The 18,468-nt window shown below is 72.6% G+C and carries 15 protein-coding genes, 4 pseudogenes and 1 riboswitch; of the genes and pseudogenes, 11 read left to right on the forward strand and 8 right to left on the reverse strand.

From position 1 onward, the window contains the following. Nucleotides 1-4: 4 nt before the first annotated feature. Nucleotides 5-460 (reverse strand): ATP-binding protein, encoded by a 456-nt coding sequence (locus ACSU53_RS02775; RefSeq protein ID WP_437024562.1) that lies wholly within the window; start codon nt 458-460, stop codon nt 5-7. Between the two features lie 263 nt (nt 461-723). On the opposite strand from ACSU53_RS02775, the gene ACSU53_RS02780 reads away from it, so the two are divergent. Then, nucleotides 724-924, forward strand: a complete 201-nt coding sequence (locus ACSU53_RS02780) for a DUF397 domain-containing protein (RefSeq protein WP_437024563.1) — start codon at nt 724-726, stop codon at nt 922-924. Nucleotides 925-972: 48 nt separating this feature from the next. Here the strand turns inward: ACSU53_RS02780 and ACSU53_RS02785 are convergent, their stop codons facing one another. Together ACSU53_RS02785 and ACSU53_RS02790 are read right to left on the reverse strand one after the other, a co-directional pair. Then, nucleotides 973-1,215: a DUF5302 domain-containing protein gene (locus tag ACSU53_RS02785; protein ID WP_437024564.1), complete on the reverse strand. Its 243-nt coding sequence runs from the start codon at nt 1,213-1,215 to the stop codon at nt 973-975. 67 nt (nt 1,216-1,282) lie between these two features. Then, complete coding sequence (locus ACSU53_RS02790) at nt 1,283-2,638, reverse strand: DEAD/DEAH box helicase (protein WP_437024565.1); 1,356 nt, start codon at nt 2,636-2,638, stop codon at nt 1,283-1,285. A 215-nt stretch (nt 2,639-2,853) separates the two neighbouring features. Between ACSU53_RS02790 and ACSU53_RS02795 the strand changes: the two genes are divergently transcribed. From ACSU53_RS02795 to ACSU53_RS02815, 5 genes and pseudogenes are all read left to right on the forward strand, one after another. After that, nucleotides 2,854-2,988, forward strand: a complete 135-nt coding sequence (locus ACSU53_RS02795) for a hypothetical protein (RefSeq protein WP_437024566.1) — start codon at nt 2,854-2,856, stop codon at nt 2,986-2,988. Nucleotides 2,989-3,171: 183 nt separating this feature from the next. Then, nucleotides 3,172-3,282: pseudogene (locus ACSU53_RS02800) on the forward strand (carbohydrate ABC transporter permease); the annotation flags it as partial. A 109-nt stretch (nt 3,283-3,391) separates the two neighbouring features. Continuing rightward, nucleotides 3,392-4,992 (forward strand): annotated as a pseudogene (locus tag ACSU53_RS02805) (glycoside hydrolase family 13 protein). A gap of 79 nt (nt 4,993-5,071) precedes the next feature. After that, nucleotides 5,072-6,085: a LacI family DNA-binding transcriptional regulator gene (locus ACSU53_RS02810; RefSeq protein ID WP_437024567.1), complete on the forward strand. Its 1,014-nt coding sequence runs from the start codon at nt 5,072-5,074 to the stop codon at nt 6,083-6,085. Nucleotides 6,086-6,185: 100 nt separating this feature from the next. Further along, nucleotides 6,186-7,865: pseudogene (locus tag ACSU53_RS02815) on the forward strand (CARDB domain-containing protein); the annotation flags it as partial. Between the two features lie 52 nt (nt 7,866-7,917). Here the strand turns inward: ACSU53_RS02815 and ACSU53_RS02820 are convergent. Beyond that, a complete protein-coding gene (locus ACSU53_RS02820; RefSeq protein WP_239064018.1) occupies nt 7,918-8,250 on the reverse strand; it encodes a deoxyxylulose-5-phosphate synthase in 333 nt (110 codons plus the stop codon). 71 nt (nt 8,251-8,321) lie between these two features. On the opposite strand from ACSU53_RS02820, the pseudogene ACSU53_RS02825 reads away from it, so the two are divergent. Then, a pseudogene (locus ACSU53_RS02825) lies at nt 8,322-8,836 on the forward strand (SDR family oxidoreductase); the annotation flags it as partial. 80 nt (nt 8,837-8,916) lie between these two features. Here the strand turns inward: ACSU53_RS02825 and ACSU53_RS02830 are convergent. The 4 genes from ACSU53_RS02830 to ACSU53_RS02845 are packed head-to-tail and all read right to left on the reverse strand — an operon-like array spanning nt 8,917 to nt 14,375. After that, nucleotides 8,917-11,295 carry a beta-glucosidase family protein gene (locus tag ACSU53_RS02830; RefSeq protein WP_437024568.1) on the reverse strand — a complete coding sequence of 793 codons (2,379 nt, stop codon included), beginning with the start codon at nt 11,293-11,295 and terminating at the stop codon, nt 8,917-8,919. Then, nucleotides 11,292-12,110 carry a carbohydrate ABC transporter permease gene (locus ACSU53_RS02835; protein WP_437024569.1) on the reverse strand — a complete coding sequence of 273 codons (819 nt, stop codon included), beginning with the start codon at nt 12,108-12,110 and terminating at the stop codon, nt 11,292-11,294. The genes ACSU53_RS02830 and ACSU53_RS02835 overlap by 4 nt, the downstream gene beginning before the upstream one ends. Beyond that, nucleotides 12,107-13,063: a carbohydrate ABC transporter permease gene (locus ACSU53_RS02840; protein WP_437024570.1), complete on the reverse strand. Its 957-nt coding sequence runs from the start codon at nt 13,061-13,063 to the stop codon at nt 12,107-12,109. The genes ACSU53_RS02835 and ACSU53_RS02840 overlap by 4 nt, the downstream gene beginning before the upstream one ends. A 10-nt stretch (nt 13,064-13,073) precedes the next feature. Then, the gene (locus ACSU53_RS02845) at nt 13,074-14,375 is read right to left on the reverse strand and encodes an ABC transporter substrate-binding protein (protein WP_437024571.1); all 1,302 of its coding nucleotides are present in this window, start codon (nt 14,373-14,375) and stop codon (nt 13,074-13,076) included. Between the two features lie 138 nt (nt 14,376-14,513). Between ACSU53_RS02845 and ACSU53_RS02850 the strand changes: the two genes are divergently transcribed. The 4 genes from ACSU53_RS02850 (at nt 14,514) to ACSU53_RS02865 (ending at nt 18,468) form a co-directional block, all read left to right on the forward strand. Then, on the forward strand, nt 14,514-15,536 hold the full coding sequence (locus tag ACSU53_RS02850) for a LacI family DNA-binding transcriptional regulator (RefSeq protein ID WP_437024572.1): 1,023 nt from the start codon (nt 14,514-14,516) through the stop codon (nt 15,534-15,536). A gap of 182 nt (nt 15,537-15,718) precedes the next feature. Beyond that, nucleotides 15,719-15,890, forward strand: a riboswitch (cobalamin riboswitch). Between the two features lie 333 nt (nt 15,891-16,223). Then, nucleotides 16,224-16,625 carry a hypothetical protein gene (locus ACSU53_RS02855; protein ID WP_437024573.1) on the forward strand — a complete coding sequence of 134 codons (402 nt, stop codon included), beginning with the start codon at nt 16,224-16,226 and terminating at the stop codon, nt 16,623-16,625. Continuing rightward, a complete protein-coding gene (locus ACSU53_RS02860; protein ID WP_437024574.1) occupies nt 16,622-17,326 on the forward strand; it encodes a (2Fe-2S)-binding protein in 705 nt (234 codons plus the stop codon). Before ACSU53_RS02855 ends, ACSU53_RS02860 begins: the two co-directional genes overlap by 4 nt. 227 nt (nt 17,327-17,553) lie before the next feature. Beyond that, nucleotides 17,554-18,468: an SDR family oxidoreductase gene (locus tag ACSU53_RS02865; protein ID WP_437024575.1), complete on the forward strand. Its 915-nt coding sequence runs from the start codon at nt 17,554-17,556 to the stop codon at nt 18,466-18,468.

The raw sequence follows: 18,468 nt of genomic DNA on the forward strand, positions 1-18,468 counted from the left end.
CCGGTCAGCCCTCACGCCGGGCGCATTCGGCCCACACCGTCTTGCCGCCCGGCGGGCAGGGCTCGCAGCCCCACGCGTCCGCGAGGGCGGCGACCAGGAGCAGGCCCCGCCCCGACTCGCCGTCGGCACCCGCGGACGACACGGGCACGGGTCGGCGTTCGCCCCGCGCGTCGGTGACCTCGATGCGCAGGGTGGTGGCCGTCAGGGTCAGGGCGAGGCGTGCGTGGCGGCCCCTGACCCGGCCGTGCAGGGCGGCGTTCGCCGTCAGTTCGGCGACGAGGAGGCGGGCCGTGGCCGTGCTCTCGTCGTCGGCCTCCGGCCCGCCCCGCCGGTCCGTCAGCCACCGCTCGGCGGCGTGGCGCGCGGTGTGCGCGCCGCGCGCCGTGGCGGCGAACACGGTGCGGAAGTGAGCGGCGCCCACCGTCGGTTCATCAGGTGCGGTGACGATTTCCTGTTTCACCTCACCGAGGGTGACCGAGTCGCCCTACCGTGGGGAGCCCTCGGGGCCGTACGCAGGGTGACTGTCCCGGTGCGGATGGTGTGCCGTACGGATATCCGGCCGTGCCCCGGCGGGATCCTCGCCGGTTCGTCCCCGGTACACGGAGCGATCAGGGTGGGTGGTGGTGCGGTACGTACCCTTGCCGCACGCTACGGCAGCATCAGGGCGCAGGCACTCACCCCGGAGGAGTCGCTGGCCCTGATCGAGACGATGCTGGGAGACCGATGAACGCTGAACGGCCGGCACGGCTGGACTGGTTCAAGAGCAGCTACAGCAGCGGCGAGGGCGGGGCGTGCGTCGAGGTCGCCGCCGACCCCGCCCTCATACACGTACGGGACTCCAAGGAGCGCCGGGGTCCGTGCCTCGCGTTCGCGCGGAGCGCCTGGGCCGGGTTCGTGGCGGGGCTGGAGCGGGACCGGAGCTGACCCGCGGGGAGGCCCGGGTACGCACCCGGGCCTCCGTGGCCGGTCGGCTCAGCCGCCGCTCTTGCGCCGGAACGACCGCTGGTTCGCGGCCGGTCCGTGCGCCCCACGGACCTTCGAGGCGTTCGGGCCGGCGCCGGACTCGGCCGCCTTCCCCTGCGTGCCGCGCTTGCGCTCCAGGGCCTCACGGAACTTGCGCTTGAGGTCGTAGGTGCCATCGCCGTCCGGCTCCAGCGGGGGCGTCCCGGGGGCGGCCGGCTCCGAACCTTCGGTGGGGACGGGCTCTGTGGTCATGGTGCCTCCTGGGTTCGGGGGTGGTGCCGGCACAGCCTGCCGTGCCGGTGTTCGCGGGGCAGGCCCTTCAGCCGTTGCGCCGCACGTGGGCCGCCTTCCGGGCCTCGGCCAGCTTGCGGGCCTCGCCCGCCTTGCGGGACGGCCTGCCGCCGCCGCGCGAGGTGTCCTTGCTGGTGCCGAGCCCGCGGAAGGGACGGTTGGTGTTCTTGGGCCGGGGGGCGGCGGGCCCGCCGTCGAGCGGGGACCCGGAGGGGGTCCTGGCGCCGGTGATGCGGCTCAGTTCCGCCTCACCGGAGCGCACCTCGGTGACGCCCGCCTCGATGCCGGCCTCGGCGATGACGCGGGCCGCTTCACGGCGTCCGCCCGCCGGCACCAGCGTGACGACGGTGCCGGACTCGCCGGCGCGGGCGGTGCGGCCCGCGCGGTGCACGTAGTCCTTGGGGTCGGTGGGCGGGTCGACGTTGACGACGAGGTCGAGGTCGTCGATGTGCAGTCCGCGGGCGGCGACGTTCGTCGCCACCAGGGCGGTGAGGTGGCCGTCCTTGAACTGCGCGAGGGTGCGGGTGCGTTGGGGCTGGGACTTGCCGCTGTGCAGGGCCCCGGCGGGCACCCCGGAGGCGCGCAGGTGGCGGGTGAGCTGGTCGACGGCGTGCTTGGTGTCGAGGAACAGCAGGACGCGGCCGTCACGGGCGGCGATCTCCGTGCAGACGGCGTAGCGGTCGGGGCCGTGGACGACGAGGAGGTGGTGCCGCATCGTCGTGACGGTGCCCTCGGCGGGGTCGACCGAGTGGACGACGGGATCGCGGAGGTGGCGCCGGACCAACTGGTCGACGTCGCCGTCCAGGGTGGCCGAGAACAGCATCCGCTGGCCGTCGGGGTGGACCCGGTCGAGCGCGTCGACGGCCTGGGGCAGGAAGCCCAGGTCGCACATCTGGTCGGCCTCGTCCAGCACGGTGATCCGCACCCGCCCCAGCCGGCAGGCGTTCCGCTCGACCAGGTCGTGCAGGCGTCCGGGGGTGGCGACGACGACCTCGGCTCCCTGCCGGAGCGCGGTGATCTGCCGGCCGATGGACATGCCGCCGACGACCGTGGCCATGCGCAGCCGCAGCGCCTCGGCGTACGGCTGAAGCGCCTGGGTGACCTGCTGGGCCAGCTCCCGGGTGGGCACCAGGATCAGGGCGAGCGGCTGCTTCGGTTCGGCGCGCCGCCCGGCCGTGCGGGCCAGCAGGGGGAGGCCGAAGGCGAGCGTCTTGCCGGAGCCGGTGCGCCCGCGCCCCAGGACGTCCCGTCCTCGCAGGGCGTCGGGCAGCGTGGCGGCCTGGATCGGGAAGGGCGCGCGCACGCCCTGCTCGTCCAGGGTGCGGAGCACCGCGCCGGGCAGTCCCAGGGCGGCGAAGGTGCCGGAGTCGTCGGGGTGCTTCATGAAGGGGGCCTTCCGCAGGGGGCGTACCGAGGAAGGCCCGGCGCACGACCCGGCCCCCGCACCGGCGGATGCGTACGGGCGGTATCGTCCCACCGCGACGACCACGCAAACGCGTCACAGTAGCACGCGCTGGAGAACTCCTACGACTCAGTTCTTGCGGGTCTTTCCTCCGTGTCCGTTTTCCCGCCCCGCTCCCGGTCGGTTCCCGCGTCCGGGTGCGCGCCACCCTCCGGTCGTTCGACCGGATCGCCCCCGACACCGCCCAGATCGGCTGGGACGCCGTGGTGGAACGGGAGGGGTCGGACAAGCCGGTGTGCGTCGCGCAGACCGTCAGCCGCGTCGTCGAGTGACGGGGCCAGGAGTGACGGTGGCGTCCCCCGGTTCCCCGGACGCCTGCGGGTAGGCGGGTTCACGCCTCAACGACGCGCTCCTGTCAATGAATTGCAGAATCAGCGCGAGATATTACGCTCCTTTGTCAACCGGAGAACTACGCGCGGGCCTGGGAGGTCATGGACCTGGCCACCCTGCTCCTCAACGTGCTCATCGCCGCCCTCACCATCGCGTCGCTGCCCGCCCTGATCATCTTCCTGGTGTTCCAGCGCAACATCATGAGCGGCCTCACCGCCGGCGGTCTCAAGGGGTGACGCCCCCACCGCCCGTCTCTCTCCCCCGCCCCCGCCGCCGGCCCGTCCGACCCGACGCCCCGCCGTCCGGGCCGGCGGCGGGAACCACCCGGCCCGGAAGGATCCCACCGTGGCTGCCCCCACCCCGCACGACACCGACGACTGGTGGCGCGACGCCGTCATCTACCAGGTGTACCCGCGCAGTTTCGCGGACAGCGACGGCAACGGCACCGGAGACCTCGCGGGTGTCCGCGCCCGGCTGCCGTACCTCGCCGACCTCGGCGTCGACGCCGTCTGGTTCACCCCCTGGTACCTCTCGCCCCTGGTCGACGGCGGCTACGACGTCGCCGACTACCGCACCGTCGATCCCGCGTTCGGCACCCTGGCCGAGGCCGAGAAGCTGATCGCGGAGGCCCGCGCGCTCGGCATCCGCACCATCGTCGGCATCGTGCCCAACCACGTCTCCGACCAGCACCCGTGGTTCCGGGCGGCCCTGGCCGCCGGGCCCGGCAGCCCGGAGCGCGAACTGTTCCACTTCCGGCCGGGCCGCGGACCCGACGGCGCACGGCCGCCCAACGACTGGCCGTCGCAGTTCTCCGGCGCGACCTGGACCCGCGTCCCGGACGGGGAATGGTACCTGCACCTGTTCAGTCCCGAGCAGCCCGACCTCAACTGGGCCCACCCCGCGGTGCGGCGCGAGCACGAGGACATCCTGCGCTTCTGGTTCGAGCGGGGTGTCGCCGGCGTACGGATCGACTCGGCCGCGCTGCTCACCAAGGATCCCGCCCTTCCCGACTTCGTGGAGGGCGCCGACCCGCACCCGTACATCGACCGCGACGACCTGCACGACGTCTACCGCTCCTGGCGGGCCGTCGCCGACGAGTACGGCGGCGTCTTCGTCGGCGAGGTCTGGCTGCCCGACGCCGAACGCTTCGCCCGCTACCTGCGTCCCGACGAACTGCACACCGCGTTCAACTTCACCTTCCTGACCTGCCCGTGGGAGGCCGGGCGGCTCCGCCGTGCCATCGACGGCACCCTCGCCGAACACGCCCCGGTCGGCGCGCCCGCCACCTGGGTGCTGTGCAACCACGACGTCACCCGCACCGTCACCCGCTACGGGCCGACACCGGCTTCGACTTCGCCGCGAAGCGCTTCGGCACCCCGGCCGACCCGGAGCTCGGCACCCGGCGGGCCCGTGCGGCGGCCCTGCTCACCCTGGCCCTGCCCGGGTCGGTCTACGTCTACCAGGGGGAGGAACTGGGCCTGCCCGAGGCGGACATACCGCTCGACCGGATCCAGGACCCCATGCACTTCCGTTCCCGGGGGACCGATCCGGGGCGCGACGGCTGCCGGGTGCCCCTGCCGTGGGAGGCGGGGGCGCGGTGGTACGGCTTCGGCGCCGGGGACAAGCCGTGGCTGCCGCAGCCCGCCACCTGGGCGTCGTACGCGGTCGACCGGCAGAGCGCCGACCCGGGGTCGATGCTCACGCTCTACCGTCGGGCCCTGCGGCTGCGCCGGTCCGAGGACGGCTTCGGGGACGGTCCGTTGACCTGGCTCCCCGCCCCGCGGGACGTGCTCGCCTTCGCGCGCCCGCACGGGCTGCTGTGCGTCGTCAACCTCTCCGACGCGCCTGCCGCTCTGCCCCCGCACGAGCGGCTGCTCCTGGCCAGCGAACCACTGGACGCCGAGGGGCGGCTGCCCCCGGACACGGCGGTGTGGCTGCGCGGATGAGTCCCGCGGTGGAGGAGGGCGGTGAACGAGCAGTGCGGGTACGCAACTCGCTTGCGTGGCTTGCGTTAACCTTGCACGCATGACGCGACGACTTGCGCTGGTGGCCAAGAAGGTGGGGGTCAGCGAGGCCACGGTCAGTCGTGTCCTCAACGGCAAGCCCGGGGTGTCCGAGGGGACCCGCCAGTCGGTGCTCACCGCTCTCGACGTGCTGGGGTACGAGCGGCCCACCCAGCTGCGCGGGGAGCGCGCCCGGCTCGTCGGTCTGGTCCTGCCGGAGTTGCAGAACCCCATCTTCCCGGCGTTCGCCGAGGTCATCGGAGGCGCTCTGGCCCAGCAGGGCCTCACCCCGGTGCTGTGCACCCAGACCCGGGGCGGTGTCTCCGAGGCCGACTACGTGGACCTGCTGCTCCAGCAGCAGGTCTCCGGGGTCATCTTCGCGGGCGGCCTGTTCGCGCAGGCCGACGCGCCGCACGGGCACTACCGGCGGCTGGCCGAGCGGAAGATCCCGGTGGTACTCGTCAACGCGTCGATCGAGGGGCTCGACTTCCCCTGCGTCGCCTGCGACGGCGCCGTGGCGGTCGAGCAGGCGTGGCGTCACCTCGCCTCCCTGGGCCACCAGCGGATCGGCCTGGTCCTCGGCCCCTCCGACCACGTCCCCTCGCGCCGCAAACTGGCGGCCGCCCGGGTGGCGGCCGAGAGCACCGGCACCCAGTGGTCGGACGCGTTCGTGGAGCGGTCGATCTTCTCGCTGGAGGGGGGCCAGGCCGCCACGACGCGGCTGCTGGAGCGGGGCGTCACCGGGTTCGTGTGCGGCAGTGACCCGCTCGCCCTCGGGGCCGTCCGGGCCGCCCGCCGCAAGGGGCTCCGCGTCCCGGCCGACGTGTCGGTCGTCGGTTTCGACGACTCGGCGTTCATGACCTGCACGGAGCCACCGTTGTCGACCGTGCGCCAGCCCATCGAGGCGATGGGCCGCGCGGCCGTCGACCTGCTGTGCGCCCAGATCCAGGGCACCCAGCCCCATCCCGGCGAACTCCTCTTCGAGCCGGAGCTGGTGGTTCGGGCGTCGACCGCGCCCCCGCCGCCCGCCGGTTGACAACAGCGGGCGCTCGAACTGTTTCTGACGTTGAGTCATCTCACCGCACGGCACCGGTGTCGTCGCCGCTCCCGCGGTCCGGCGCACCGGTGCCGTCCGCGTCGAGCTGGACAACAGCAACAACAGCCGTACGGCGGCGACGAAGCTGACCGTCTCGCAGCGCCCGGGCCCGGATCTGCGGGTCACCGGCATCACCCCCGACCCGGCGTCACCCCCCGTGGGCGCCTCCGTCTCGTTCACCGTCACGGTGCAGAACCGCGGCACCACCACGGCCCCCGCCGGGACCGTCACCCGGCTGACCGTCGGCGACACCACCCTGGACGGCACGACCGGCTCGATCGCCGCCGGGCGGAGCACCGCCGTGGCCCTCACCGGGACCTGGAAGGCCACCGGCGGCGGCGCCACCCTCACCGCCACCGCCGACGCCACCGACCGGCTCACCGAGACCGACGAGGACAACCACGTCTTCGTCCGCACCCTCGTCGTCGGACGCGGCGCCGCGGTCCCGTACACCGAGTACGAGGCCGAGGACGGCCGCTACACCGGCACGCTGCTCACCGCCGACAAGAAGCGCACCTTCGGGCACACCAACTTCGCCACCGAGTCCTCCGGCCGGAAGTCCGTACGCCTCGACGGCACGGGCGACCACGTGGAGTTCACCTCCACCGACGCCGCCAACTCCGTCGTGGTGCGCAACTCCATTCCCGACGCCCCGGGCGGCGGCGGGCGCGAGGCGACGCTCAGCCTGTACGCCGACGGCACCTTCGTCCGCAAGCTGACGCTGTCGTCCAAGCACAGCTGGCTGTACGGGAACACCGACGACCCGGAGGGGCTCACCAACCGTCCCGGCGGCGACGCGCGGCGGCTGTTCGACGAGTCCCACGCGCTGCTCGACCGCAGCTACCCGGCGGGCACCACGTTCCGCCTCCATCGGGACGCCGGTGACGACGCCGCCTTCTACGTCGTCGACCTGATCGACCTGGAGCAGGTCGCCCCGCCCAAGGACAAGCCGGCCGGATGCGTCTCCATCACCGAGTACGGTGCTGTCCCCAACGACGGCATCGACGACACCGACGCCCTCCAGCGGGCGGTCACCGCCGACCAGAAGGGCGAGATCCCCTGCGTGTGGATCCCGGCCGGGCAGTGGCGCCAGGAGCAGAAGATCCTCACCGACGACCCGCTGAACCGCGGGCAGTTCAACCAGGTCGGCATCCGGGACGTCACCATCCGCGGCGCGGGCATGTGGCACTCCCAGCTGTACACCCTCACCCCGCCCCACGAGGCCGGCGGCATCAACCACCCGCACGAGGGGAACTTCGGCTTCGACATCGACGACAACACGAGGATCTCCGACCTGGCCGTCTTCGGCTCCGGCACAATCCGGGGCGGGGACGGCAACGCGGAAGGGGGCGTCGGCCTCAACGGCCGGTTCGGCCGGAACACCCGGATCAGCAACGTGTGGATCGAGCACGCCAACGTCGGCGTCTGGGTAGGCCGGGACCACTCGAACATCCCCGAGCTGTGGGGGCCGGGCGACGGGCTGGAGTTCACCGGCATGCGGATCTGCAACACGTACGCCGACGGCATCAACTTCGCCAACGGCACCCGCAACTCGACCGTCTTCGACTCGTCCTTCCGCAACACCGGTGACGACTCCCTGGCCGTGTGGGCCAGCAAGTACGTCAAGGACCCCGCCGTGGACGTCGGCCACGACAACCACTTCCGCAACAACACCGTCCAGTTGCCCTGGCGGGCCAACGGCATCGCCGTTTACGCTGGGGCATCCCGGCCGCCTCGTCAGCGGCCTCAGCGGTGATGAAGTGCCGTGTCCCTCAAGACACTTCCGGGCGAATCAGGGACCGGGCGAAGGGCTCGCCCGTGCGGCGGGCGTACGCCATGCGCTCGCGGACCTCCGTCAAGGTACGCGGACGGTATCCGGGCCCACCGCAACAGCTCTTGTGAAAGCGGATGCCGGCGTGGAGGAGAACGGACAGCGTGCGCCAGGCGGCGGTGTCCCGACGCGGCGGCGCCGCGAAGGCCGATCCCACGTGGATCAGCGGCTCCGCGCAACGAGGGCAGATCCGGTGCGGCCGTTCTCTGTCGTACGGCTGCTTGTACGAAGCCCGGCACGGCAGGCAGACGTACGAACTCTTCGCGTGGCCCATGCGATCAGGGTAGGCGGCGGCCCCGCGTAGCTCGACGGATTTTCCGAAGTGGGTGCCACAACGGGCAGTGGGCGGATGCGGAGCATGTGGTGCTCGTGTCAGCCATCACCGTGCGCACCCGTCCGCACCTGCCCCCGCCGCTGCTGACAACCTGTGCGCCGAGCGGCTGTTGCGGGACAACGGGACGGGCTGGACGGTCCTGTGTCCGACGCAGCTCGCGTCGAACGCCCTGTGGTGGGCGGAGTCGGTCCGGGAGCACCTGGTCGGTCCGAGTGCCTCATGCCGACATCGAGCTTCCCACCGTCCACCCCGCCGACATCGCGGCGGCGGCCCACGCGGCGCTGACCGAGCCGCATCACCGCGGGCGGACGTACGCGCGCGCTGACCGACCGGAACGCGTGCACCCCGTCAGCAGGCTCGAGCCATCGGGACGGCCCTGGGGCGCGAGGTGTCCGTCGAGGAGGTCGGCCGGGTGGGGACGTCACGACGGACTGCTCGAGGTGCACAAGCGGTCCGGTTGGTCAACGGCTCCCCCATCAGAGCTTTCGGGCAGTGCGGGGCCGAGAACGCCGCCACGTTCCGCTGAGGCAGGCCCCGAGCCGACGCATGGCCGGCCCGGACCGCACGGGTGCGGTTCGGGCCGGCCGGGACATGGGCGGGGGCGGGTCACCCCTCCAGGGTGAACTCCGCGTGGAACCGGCGGGTGTGGTCCACCTCGCGCTCCGGGCCGGTCAGGGTGACCGTCGCCGTCAGGCGGGCGTCGGTGCTCGACGCGGCCAGGCGCAGGTGCAGGACGCCCGGTTCGACGATGCGGCGGCCGTCGCGTCCGGTGAAGGAGGCCACGTCGGCCGGCACCATGACGTGCACGCGACGGGACTGCCCCGGCTCCAGCGCGACCCGGGTGTAGCCGACCAGGCGCTGCACCGGCTGGACGACGGAGGCGACGGGGTCGTGCAGGTAGAGCTGGACGACCTCGGTGCCGGGGCGCGCGCCGGTGTTGCGGACGGTGAGGGCGAGGGTGAACTCGCCGTCCGTGGCCGCTTCCCCGGTGTCCACGGCGAGGTCGGTCCACTCGAAGGTGGTGTAGGTGAGGCCGTGGCCGAAGCCGAAGGCCGGGGTCGGGTCGATGCTGGAGACGTCGCTGGCCTGGGCGAGGCGCGCCCCGAGGTAGGTGGAGGGCTGGGCCCCGGTGCCGCGCGGCACGCCGACCGGGAGGCGTCCGGAGGGCTCGGTGCGTCCGCTGAGCACTCCGGCGATCGCGCGGGTGCCCTCTTCGCCGGGGAAGAACGACTGCACGATGGCGGCGGAGTCCTCCGCGGCCCGCCCCAGCGCGTAGGGGCGGCCGGTGAGCAGGACGGTCACGACCGGGCGGCCGGTGTCGAGGAGGGCGTCGAGGAGGTGCTGCTGGGCGCCGGGCAGGGCGAGGGACTCCACGTCGCAGCCCTCGCCGCTGGTGCCCCGGCCGAACAGTCCGGCCCGGTCGCCGAGGGCGGCGACGACCACGTCGGCGTCCCGGGCGGCCGCCAGGGCGGCGTCGAGGCCGGTCAGGTCCCCGTCGTCGACGCCGGTGCCCCGCACGACCGTGATCTCGGCGTCGGGGAACTCCTCGGTCATCGTCTCGGCCAGGGTCGGCAGGTCGATGCCCACGGGGACGTCCGGGTGCTGCACCCCTACGTGCTGGGGGAAGGAGTAGCAGCCCAGGACGGCGGTCGGTTCGTCGGCGTTGGGGCCGATCAGGGCGATCCGGCGGGGGCGGGTGAGGGGCAGGGTGCCGTCGTTGGTGAGCAGGACGACGGCCTTCTCGGCGATCTCGCGGGCGAGTGCGCGGTTCTCGGGCCGGTCCAGGTCGACGGTGCCGCGCAGGGCGTCGGGGTCGTCGGGGGCCTCGGGGTCGGTGCCGTCGAGGGCCGGGGGTACCGGGTTCCAGTCCGGGTCGAGCAGCCCCAGTTCGGCCTTCTGGGTCAGGACGCGGCGCAGGGCGCGGTCGATGAGGGACTCCGGTACGCGTCCGTCGGCGACGGCCTCGGCGAGCGGTTCGCCGAAGGTCTTGACGGTGGGGAGTTCCACGTCGACGCCGGCGGTGAGGGCGGCGCCGGCGGCCTCGGCCCAGTCGGCGGCCACTCCGTGGAGGATCTTGAGGAAGGCGATGCCGAAGTAGTCGGCGACGACGGTGCCGTCGAAGCCCCAGGTGTCCCGGAGCAGTCCGGTGAGCAGGGTCTCGTCGGCGGCGACGGGGATGCCGTCCAGGTCGTTGTAGGCGTGCATGACGGAGCGGGCCCCGCCCTCGCGGACCGCCATCTCGAAGGGGGGCAGCAGCACGTCGGCGCGCTCGCGGGAGCCGAGGGGGGCGGGGGCGAGGTTGCGTCCGGCGCGGGAGGCGGAGTAGCCGACGAAGTGCTTCAGTGTGGCGACGATCCCGGCGGACTCCAGGCCCTGGACGTAGGCGGTGCCGACGGTGCCGACGAGGTAGGGGTCCTCCCCGATGGTCTCCTCCACCCGGCCCCAGCGGGCGTCGCGGACGACGTCCAGCACCGGGGCCAGGCCCTGGTGGACGCCGACGGAGCGCATGTCCCGGCCGATGGCGGCCGCCATCCGGCGGACCGCGTCGGGGTCGAAGGTGGCGCCCCAGGACAGCGGCACCGGGTAGGCGGTGGCGCCCCAGGCGGCGAACCCGGCCAGGCACTCGTCGTGGGCCAGGGCGGGGATGCCGAAGCGGTTCGTGGCCGCGATCCGGGCCTGGGTGCGGGCCAGGGACAGGGCGCCGAGCGCGGGGTCGACGGGGACGGTGCCGAAGGGGCGGGTCAGCTGGCCCAGGCCGGCGGGCAGGAGGGCGTCGAGGTCGACGGCCTCCTCCATGTCGTGCTGGTGGGGGGCGACTTCACCGCCCTGGTCGGACGCGCCGACCCACACGCCGTACAGCTGGGCGATCTTCTCGCGCAGGGTCATCGCCTCGACGAGGGCGTCGACCCGGTCGGACACGGGACGGGCGGGGTCGTTCCAGAGGGGGGCTTGGGAGGTGGTCTCTACGGCCACGTTGGCGGTCACTTTCCTCCGACGCCCATCAGGCCCTGGACCAGGGCGCGACGGGCGAACAGGTAGACGAGAAGGATGGGAACCATGGACAGCACCACGGCGCCCAGCAGACCGGGGATGTCGATGCCGTGCTCGGTCTGGAAGTTGTACAGACCCAGGGTGATCACCTTGCTGGAGTCGGACTGGGTCAGGACGAGCGGGAACAGGAAGCCGTTCCACGCCTGGAGTGCGGAGAAGACCACGATCGTGGACAGTCCGCCGCGGGACAGCGGCAGCACGAGCTGGAAGAACATGCGCCGCGGGGAGGCGCCGTCCATGGCCATGGCCTCGTACAGCTCCGGGGAGATGTCGCGCATCGCGCCGCTGAGGATGAGGGCCGACATCGGCAGGCAGAACGCCGCCGTGGGCAGGATGACGCCGAGCAGGTTGTCGTACAGCCCGGCCTGGCTGATCAGGTAGAACATCGGCACGATCACGGCCTGCGCCGGGATGGCCAGCCCGAGCAGGAACAGCCGGAAGACCGCCGACGTGGTCCGGCCCCGGCTGCGCACGATGGCGTAGGCGAGCGGCGGGACGAGCAGCAGCACGATGCCGATGACCGCCCCGGTGACGACCAGGGTGTTGAGGAAGTACTGGCCGAACCCCGCGTTGAAGGCCCCGGTGTAGTTGTCCAGGGTGAAGCTGTCCGGGAGGGAGACGGGGCCGTTCTCGGCGTAGTCCTGGCGGGTGCGCACGGTCGCCGCGAACATGACGTACAGCGGCAGGCCGATGACGAACAGCCAGAGCAGGGAGCCGGCGCCGGCCAGGTAGTTCGGGCGGCGCCTCATGACACACCCTCCATGGTGCTGCGCATCTTGTCGTAGCCGGAGACCCGGACGACGATCAGCGAGATGACGGTCGCGGCGACGACCAGGGTCAGGGCGATGGCGGAACCGGTGCCGTAGTCGAAGCTCTTGAAGGCCTTGTCGTACATGTAGTAGGCGCTGATGGTGGTGTCGGTGCCGGGGCCGCCCTGGGTCAGGATGAGGACCGTCTCGAAGGTGGTCAGACCGCCGACGATCATCAGGATCATCGAGGTGATCATCGAGTTCCGCAGCTGCGGCAGGGTGATGTGGAAGAACTGCCGGTAGCGGCCGGCACCGTCGATCTCCGCCGCCTGGTACAGCACCTGCGGGACGGCGCGGGCGGCGCCCTGGTAGATCAGTGTGTGGAACGGCGTGAACTGCCAGGTGCTGACGAAGGCCAGCACACCGAGGGCGGTGGCCTGTTCACCGAACAGGTTGCCGTCGCCGAACAGCCACGTCGCCTCGGCGGGGATGCCGAAGTTCGGGTCGAGGAGCGCCCGCCACAGCACGGAGACGGCGGTGGCGGACAGCAGCAGCGGGATGAAGTAGATCACCGACAGCACCGCGCGGTTGCGCTGGTGTCCGGCGGCCCAGACGCCGAGCACGATGCTCAGCGGCGTCTGGACGACCACGCCGAGCGCGGTCAGCAGCAGGGTCAGCCAGATGCTCTGGAACATCACCGGGTCGTCCCACAGCTTCGACCAGTTGTCGAAGCCGACGAACTCGGGTGAGCCGAGCCCGTCCCAGGTCATCAGGGACAGCACGGCCACCATCACCAGCGGCGTGATCGCGAAGAGGATGAAGAAGACGGCGGCGGGCACGGCCCAGCCGAAGCCGGGGCGGCCGACCCCCGCCGCGGAGGATGCGGCCGGCCGCCGCCGGGTCCCCTTGCGGGGTCCGGCGGCGGGCGGGGCGCTCAGTGTCTTGGTGGTCATGAGCCGTTCGTCACTCGGTGGGGAGGGCCTGCATGGCCTTGATGAAGCCGTCCGCGTCGAGCTGTCCGTTGAAGAACTGCTGGATGGCCTGGTACAGCGACGAGCTGGCCTTCTGCGGGTACGCCTGGTCCCAGGAGAGCTGGAACGAGGGGGTGTCGCTGACCAGGTCGTACTGGAAGCGGGTGTACTCGGCGTTCTCGGAGTCGTCGATGAACTGGGCGGTGTTGGTGGTGGTCGGCAGGTTGCCGATCTCCAGCTGCGCCTTGACGAAGTCGTCCGAGTACATCAGCTCGAGGAACTCGGCGACGGCCTCGGGGTGCTTGGTCTTCTTCGTCACCGAGTAGTAGTTGTTGGTGTTGCCGGCGACGTTCTTCGGGTCGCCCTTGCCGCCCTCGACGGACGGGAAGACGGAGTAGCCGAGGCCCTTCTCGGCGAAGTCCGGGTGGTCCGTGAGCTGCTGGGAGTAGTACCAGGAGCCCATCAGCTCGAAGCCCGCCTTGCCGGAGGCCACCAGCTGGACCGAGCCGCCGTTGGTGTACTTGACGGAGTCGTAGTTCTTGCCGAAGGCGCCCGCGTCGACGAGCTCCCGGATCATGCCGAGGGCCTTCTTGGCGTCGGGGCTCTCCCAGGCGCTCGGGTCGCCGCCGAGGGCCTTCTGCAGCAGTTCGGGGCCGGCGACGCGGTCGAAGAGGTACTGGAACCACATCTGGGTCGTCCAGATGTCACCGGCGCCCAGCGCGATCGGCGTGACGCCCTCGTCCTTCAGCTTTCCTACGGCGTCGAGGAGTTCGTCCCAGGTCTTCGGCGGCTTCACGCCGGCCTTGTCGAGGACGTCCTTGTTGTGGAAGAGCAGGACCGGCTGGGTGCCGCGCATCGGGATGCCGTAGGGCTTGCCGTCGACGACGGCGTTCTCGAAGACGGCGGGCAGGAACTTGTTCTCCAGGTCCGGGTTCTTCTTGATGAGGTCGTCCAGCGGCATCAGCAGGTCCGCCTTGACGAACGGCCGGATGCTGCCGCCGCCCCAGTTGAAGAAGATGTCGGGGGCCTGCGGGGTGCTCAGGATGGTCTGCAGCTTCTTCTGGTAGTCGGCACCGGGGATGGTGTCCAGGACCACCTTGACGTCGGACGTCTTGTTGAACTCGTCGACGAACCGCTTCTCGACCTTGTTGGTGGCGTCGCCGTAGACCAGCACATGGATCGTGTCGTCGTCCGCCGAGGCACCGCCGCCACCACCGCAGGCCGTCAGGCCCAGGGCGAGGGCGAGCGTCGCCCCGCAGGCGACCAGTCGGGGCAAGCGCGCGCGTGTCTTCATCGTCCGCCTTTCGAAAGTTTCGGCGTCATCGCCGAAAGTCCATGCGCTGGGACAGTAGGTCAGCGCTGATGCCCGGTCAACGGTCGTACGCCTGTTCATCCAACCGTTATGGACAAGCCGTGGCCTATATTGGCGGCCATGCACGATGACGACGAGGTGAGCGGCAGGGTCACGCTGGCGGCGGTCGCGAAAGAGGCCGGCGTCTCGATGCCGACAGTTTCGAAGGTCCTCAACGGTCGTTCGGATGTCTCCCGGACGACCCGGGACCGGGTCGAACGCCTCCTGCAGGACCGCGGCTACCGCCGGCGCGCCTCGTCCCCGCCCCGCTCCCCGCTGATCGAACTCGTCTTCCACGAGCTGGAGAGCGTCTGGGCGATGGAACTCATCCGAGGGGTGGACGGTGTCGCCCGGCAGAACCGGGCGACGGTGGTGCTCACCGAGAGCGGCACCCGGCACGCCCCCGCCCCGGACTGGCTCGACGGCGTGCTGCGCCGCAGGCCGCTGGGCGTCGTCCTGGTCTTCTCACTGCTCCCCGAGAGCGTCAAACGGCGACTGCGGGCCGCCGGCATCCCGTTCGTCGTCATCGACCCGGCCGGCGACCCCGACCCCGACGTGCCCTCGGTCGGCTCCGCCAACTGGGCCGGCGGGCTCGCCGCCACCCGCCACCTCACCGACCTCGGTCACGAACGCGTCGCCATCGTCACCGGCCCCGAGGACATGCTCTGCTCCCTCGCCCGCCTCGACGGCTACCGCTCGGCCATGGCCATGGCCGGCCTGGAACCCGACCCCCGCCTCACCCGGTTCGGCGACTTCCACGTGCAGAGCGGCTTCGAGCACGCCCTGGCCCTCCTGGAGGGTCCCGGCCGGCCCACGGCGATCTTCGCCGGCAGCGACCTGCAGGCCCTGGGCGTCCTGGAGGCCGCCCGGCTCAAGGGCCTGCGCGTCCCCGAGGACCTGTCCGTGGTCGGCTACGACGACGTCCCCCTCGCCCAGTGGTCCAGCCCGCCCCTCACCACGGTCCACCAGCCCCTGCGGAACATGGCCGAGGAGGCCACCCGCATGCTGCTCACCCCCGACGACTCGGGCAAGGCCGCCCAGCGCATCGAACTCGCGACGCACCTGGTGGTCCGGCAGAGCACGGCGGCGCGGCCCGCCACCTGACCCGGGCCCGGTGGCGCGGCGGAGCCCGCACCGCGCCACGGGGCCGGGTGGACCCGGAGGCCGCCAACTCACCGACCGGACGCCGGTGCCGGGGGGCACCCGGCACGTCCCCGGCATGCTCCGGCGCGCCCCCGCCGTGTGGCTCGCGGCACAGTTCGCGGGCTGGCGGGGACCGGTACGGGTCTGCCATGCTTCCGTTCGACCGAGCGACGGCGGAACGAGGAAGCCGGTGTGAATCCGGCACGGTACCGCCACTGTGAAGGGGGAGCGACCCCGCCGATGCCACCGCCCGACCAGGCGGGAAGGCCGGGGAAGCAGGGATCCCGAGTCAGGAGACTCACGCCGTCGTACCTCGCCGTACCGGGGCGGATCTCCCCGAGAGAGGACCGTGGCACCATGTGCTCGCACGTTCGTGAGACGTCCCCGCCCCCGGCCGCCCGGACGGGCCCCGGCGCGCGGACGAGCCGGCAGCCCGTCGCATCCTTCGTGTCCGCCGCGTCCTCGGGGCCGGACGACCGCTCCTAGACACCCCTGCCAGCGCCGTTCCTCCCCTCCCCCGCTCTCCGCTCCCGCCCTTCCCGGCTCTGCGCACCGCTCACCGTCCGGCGCACCGCACCACCACCGCCCCGTGCCCGCTCCCGGGCCCCCGGCCGTGCCGCGGGCCGCTCACGCATGCCAGGAGTCTCTATGCCCGCTCACCCCCGCACCGGCCTCGGTCCAGCACGGGACGTCGACGGTGAGCGGCTTCCCGGCCCTCTGCACGACTTCCCGGCGCCGGAGGACCTGGTCGGCGGTGGCGATGCCACCGCCGCGTCCGACCCGGACCGGCCGGACTTCGGCCCGCTCGCGGGCAGCGCCGGGCGGCGCCGGGCGCCCCGCACCGCCCTGCCCGTCGCCGCCCCGCCCGCGCTGCTCCCGCTGCTCGAACGCGCTCTGGGCCGACCGGAGTCCACTCCGCGTCCGGCGGCACCGGGTGAGCGGGCCGGGATCACCGCGGACGAGGAGGGCAACCGGACGCTGTGCCACCCCGGGGGGACCCTGCGCACCCGGTCCTTCCACAAGCCGACCAGGACGGTACGCACAGGGTGAACGCCACGACATGGGACCGGGTGTCCGCCGTCGGCCCCTACTTCGAGGTGACGGCCGGACCACGGGCCGGCACGGCGGGCTTCCGCCCGATGGCCGAACTGCACGGCGGCCGTGACCCGCTGGACGCGTCGGTCGCTCTGGTGGGCCGTCGGATCGGCACCGAGGAAGCCCGGGTGGCGGCCTCCACCCTGCACCTGGGCACGGCCTCACGGCTGTGGTCGGTGGCCCTCGCCTCGGCGGCCCTCACCGGCGCCGTCCCCGACCTCGGCCCCGAGGGGCTGTGGTGGCGCCGGACGCCCACCGGGCCGCTCGAACTGTGGCTGCCCGCACCGCACATGCTCGCCGCGCCAACGGACACGGCGCTGCACCGCACGGTCGTCGAGCAGAACCTGGTCCCGCTGGCCGACACCGTCCGGCGCTTCTACGGCGTGTCCCCGCACACCCTGCGCGGCAACGCGGCCTCCGCCCTCGTCGGCGCCGCACGCGTCCTGACCGGCCGTGCCCCGGACGCGCCCCACCCCGTCCTCCCCCTGGTCCGCGCCCTCCTGGAGCGGCCGCCCCTCGCCGGCGGGGGGACCCTGCACACCGGCGGCTGGGACACCCTCACCTTCCACCGCCACAACTGCTGCCTCTACTACCGCGTCCCCGGCGCGAACACCTGCGGCGACTGCGTCCTCAACACCAGGGAGCGCACCGCATGACCACCACGGACCCGGTCGTCGCCACCACCGGGAGCGGCGGGACGGCAGGGCACGGGGGGCTTGGCGGGACGTCACGGGCGGCGGCGCCCCGGCACGGCAGGCTCGCGGGGGCGTAGGAGGCGAGCGGACGGGAGGGGGACGGACCACCCCCTGGCAGCGGGCCGTGTCGACCCGTCGCCCCGGGGAACCCGGCACCCACCCCCGGAACGTCAGGAGGTTGGTTCCCCATGCAGCAGGACGACGCCCGCGCCCCCGCCGGCGAGCCGCAGGTGACCGGTGAGCCCGCGCCGCCCTACCCCCAGCAGCGTCAGCAGCCCCCGGGGCGCGAGTCGGACATGGAGCTGAAGCCCCACTACCTGGCCGGACGCTACCGCGCGGCCGACAAGCTGCGCGGCAAGGTCGCCCTGATCACCGGCGGGGACTCGGGCATCGGCCGCGCGGTCGCGGTGCTGTACGCCCGCGAGGGCGCCGACGTCGCGATCGCCCACCTCCCCGAGGAGCGGGAGGACGCCGAGGAGACCCGGCGCGCGGTGGAGGCCGAGGGACGGCGGTGCCTGCTGCTCTCCGGTGATCTGGCCGAGGCGTCCCACTGCCGCGCGGTGGTCGAGCGGACGGTGCGCGAGCTGGGCGGCCTGAACGTCCTGGTGAACAACGCGGCCCACCTGAACAGCCAGACCGACCTCTCCCAGCTCGACTTCCAGGACTGGGACCGCTCCTTCAAGGTGAACGTGTACGCCTATTTCCACCTGGTCCAGGCGGCCCGCCCCCATCTCGAGGCGGGCGACGCGGTCATCGCGACCGCGTCGGAGGAGGCGCTCAAGGGCAGCAACACCATGATCGACTACGCCGCCGCCAAGGCCGCGCTGGTGAACTTCACCAAGTCGATCGCCCCGCACCTGGCCAAGGACGGCATCCGTGCCAACGTGGTCGCCCCCGGCCCCACCTGGACGGTGCTCAACGTCGCCGACCAGCACATGCCCCAGGACGGTCTGGCCCAGCTCGGCAGCGAGGGCCCGCTCGGCCGCGTCGCGCAGCCCGAGGAGATCGCCCCCACGTACGTGTACCTCGCCTCGGACGCCGACTCGAGCTACACCGTGGGGGAGATCATCGCCGTGACGGGCGGCCTGACGAACACGCGCTGA

The organism is Streptomyces sp. enrichment culture (genome assembly GCF_964273255.1).
In the GTDB taxonomy this organism is placed as follows: Bacteria; Actinomycetota; Actinomycetes; order Streptomycetales; family Streptomycetaceae; genus Streptomyces.

Bases quoted from the DNA above. Each gene is read 5' to 3' on its own strand.
- ACSU53_RS02780 (WP_437024563.1), top strand. From the start codon at position 724: ATGAACGCTGAACGGCCGGCACGGCTGGACTGGTTCAAGAGCAGCTAC.
- ACSU53_RS02785 (WP_437024564.1), bottom strand. From the start codon at position 1,215: ATGACCACAGAGCCCGTCCCCACCGAAGGTTCGGAGCCGGCCGCCCCC.
- ACSU53_RS02790 (WP_437024565.1), bottom strand. From the start codon at position 2,638: ATGAAGCACCCCGACGACTCCGGCACCTTCGCCGCCCTGGGACTGCCC.
- ACSU53_RS02810 (WP_437024567.1), top strand. From the start codon at position 5,072: ATGACGCGACGACTTGCGCTGGTGGCCAAGAAGGTGGGGGTCAGCGAG.
- ACSU53_RS02820 (WP_239064018.1), bottom strand. From the start codon at position 8,250: ATGGGCCACGCGAAGAGTTCGTACGTCTGCCTGCCGTGCCGGGCTTCG.
- ACSU53_RS02835 (WP_437024569.1), bottom strand. From the start codon at position 12,110: ATGAGGCGCCGCCCGAACTACCTGGCCGGCGCCGGCTCCCTGCTCTGG.
- ACSU53_RS02840 (WP_437024570.1), bottom strand. From the start codon at position 13,063: ATGACCACCAAGACACTGAGCGCCCCGCCCGCCGCCGGACCCCGCAAG.
- ACSU53_RS02845 (WP_437024571.1), bottom strand. From the start codon at position 14,375: ATGAAGACACGCGCGCGCTTGCCCCGACTGGTCGCCTGCGGGGCGACG.
- ACSU53_RS02850 (WP_437024572.1), top strand. From the start codon at position 14,514: ATGCACGATGACGACGAGGTGAGCGGCAGGGTCACGCTGGCGGCGGTC.
- ACSU53_RS02855 (WP_437024573.1), top strand. From the start codon at position 16,224: ATGCCCGCTCACCCCCGCACCGGCCTCGGTCCAGCACGGGACGTCGAC.
- ACSU53_RS02865 (WP_437024575.1), top strand. From the start codon at position 17,554: ATGCAGCAGGACGACGCCCGCGCCCCCGCCGGCGAGCCGCAGGTGACC.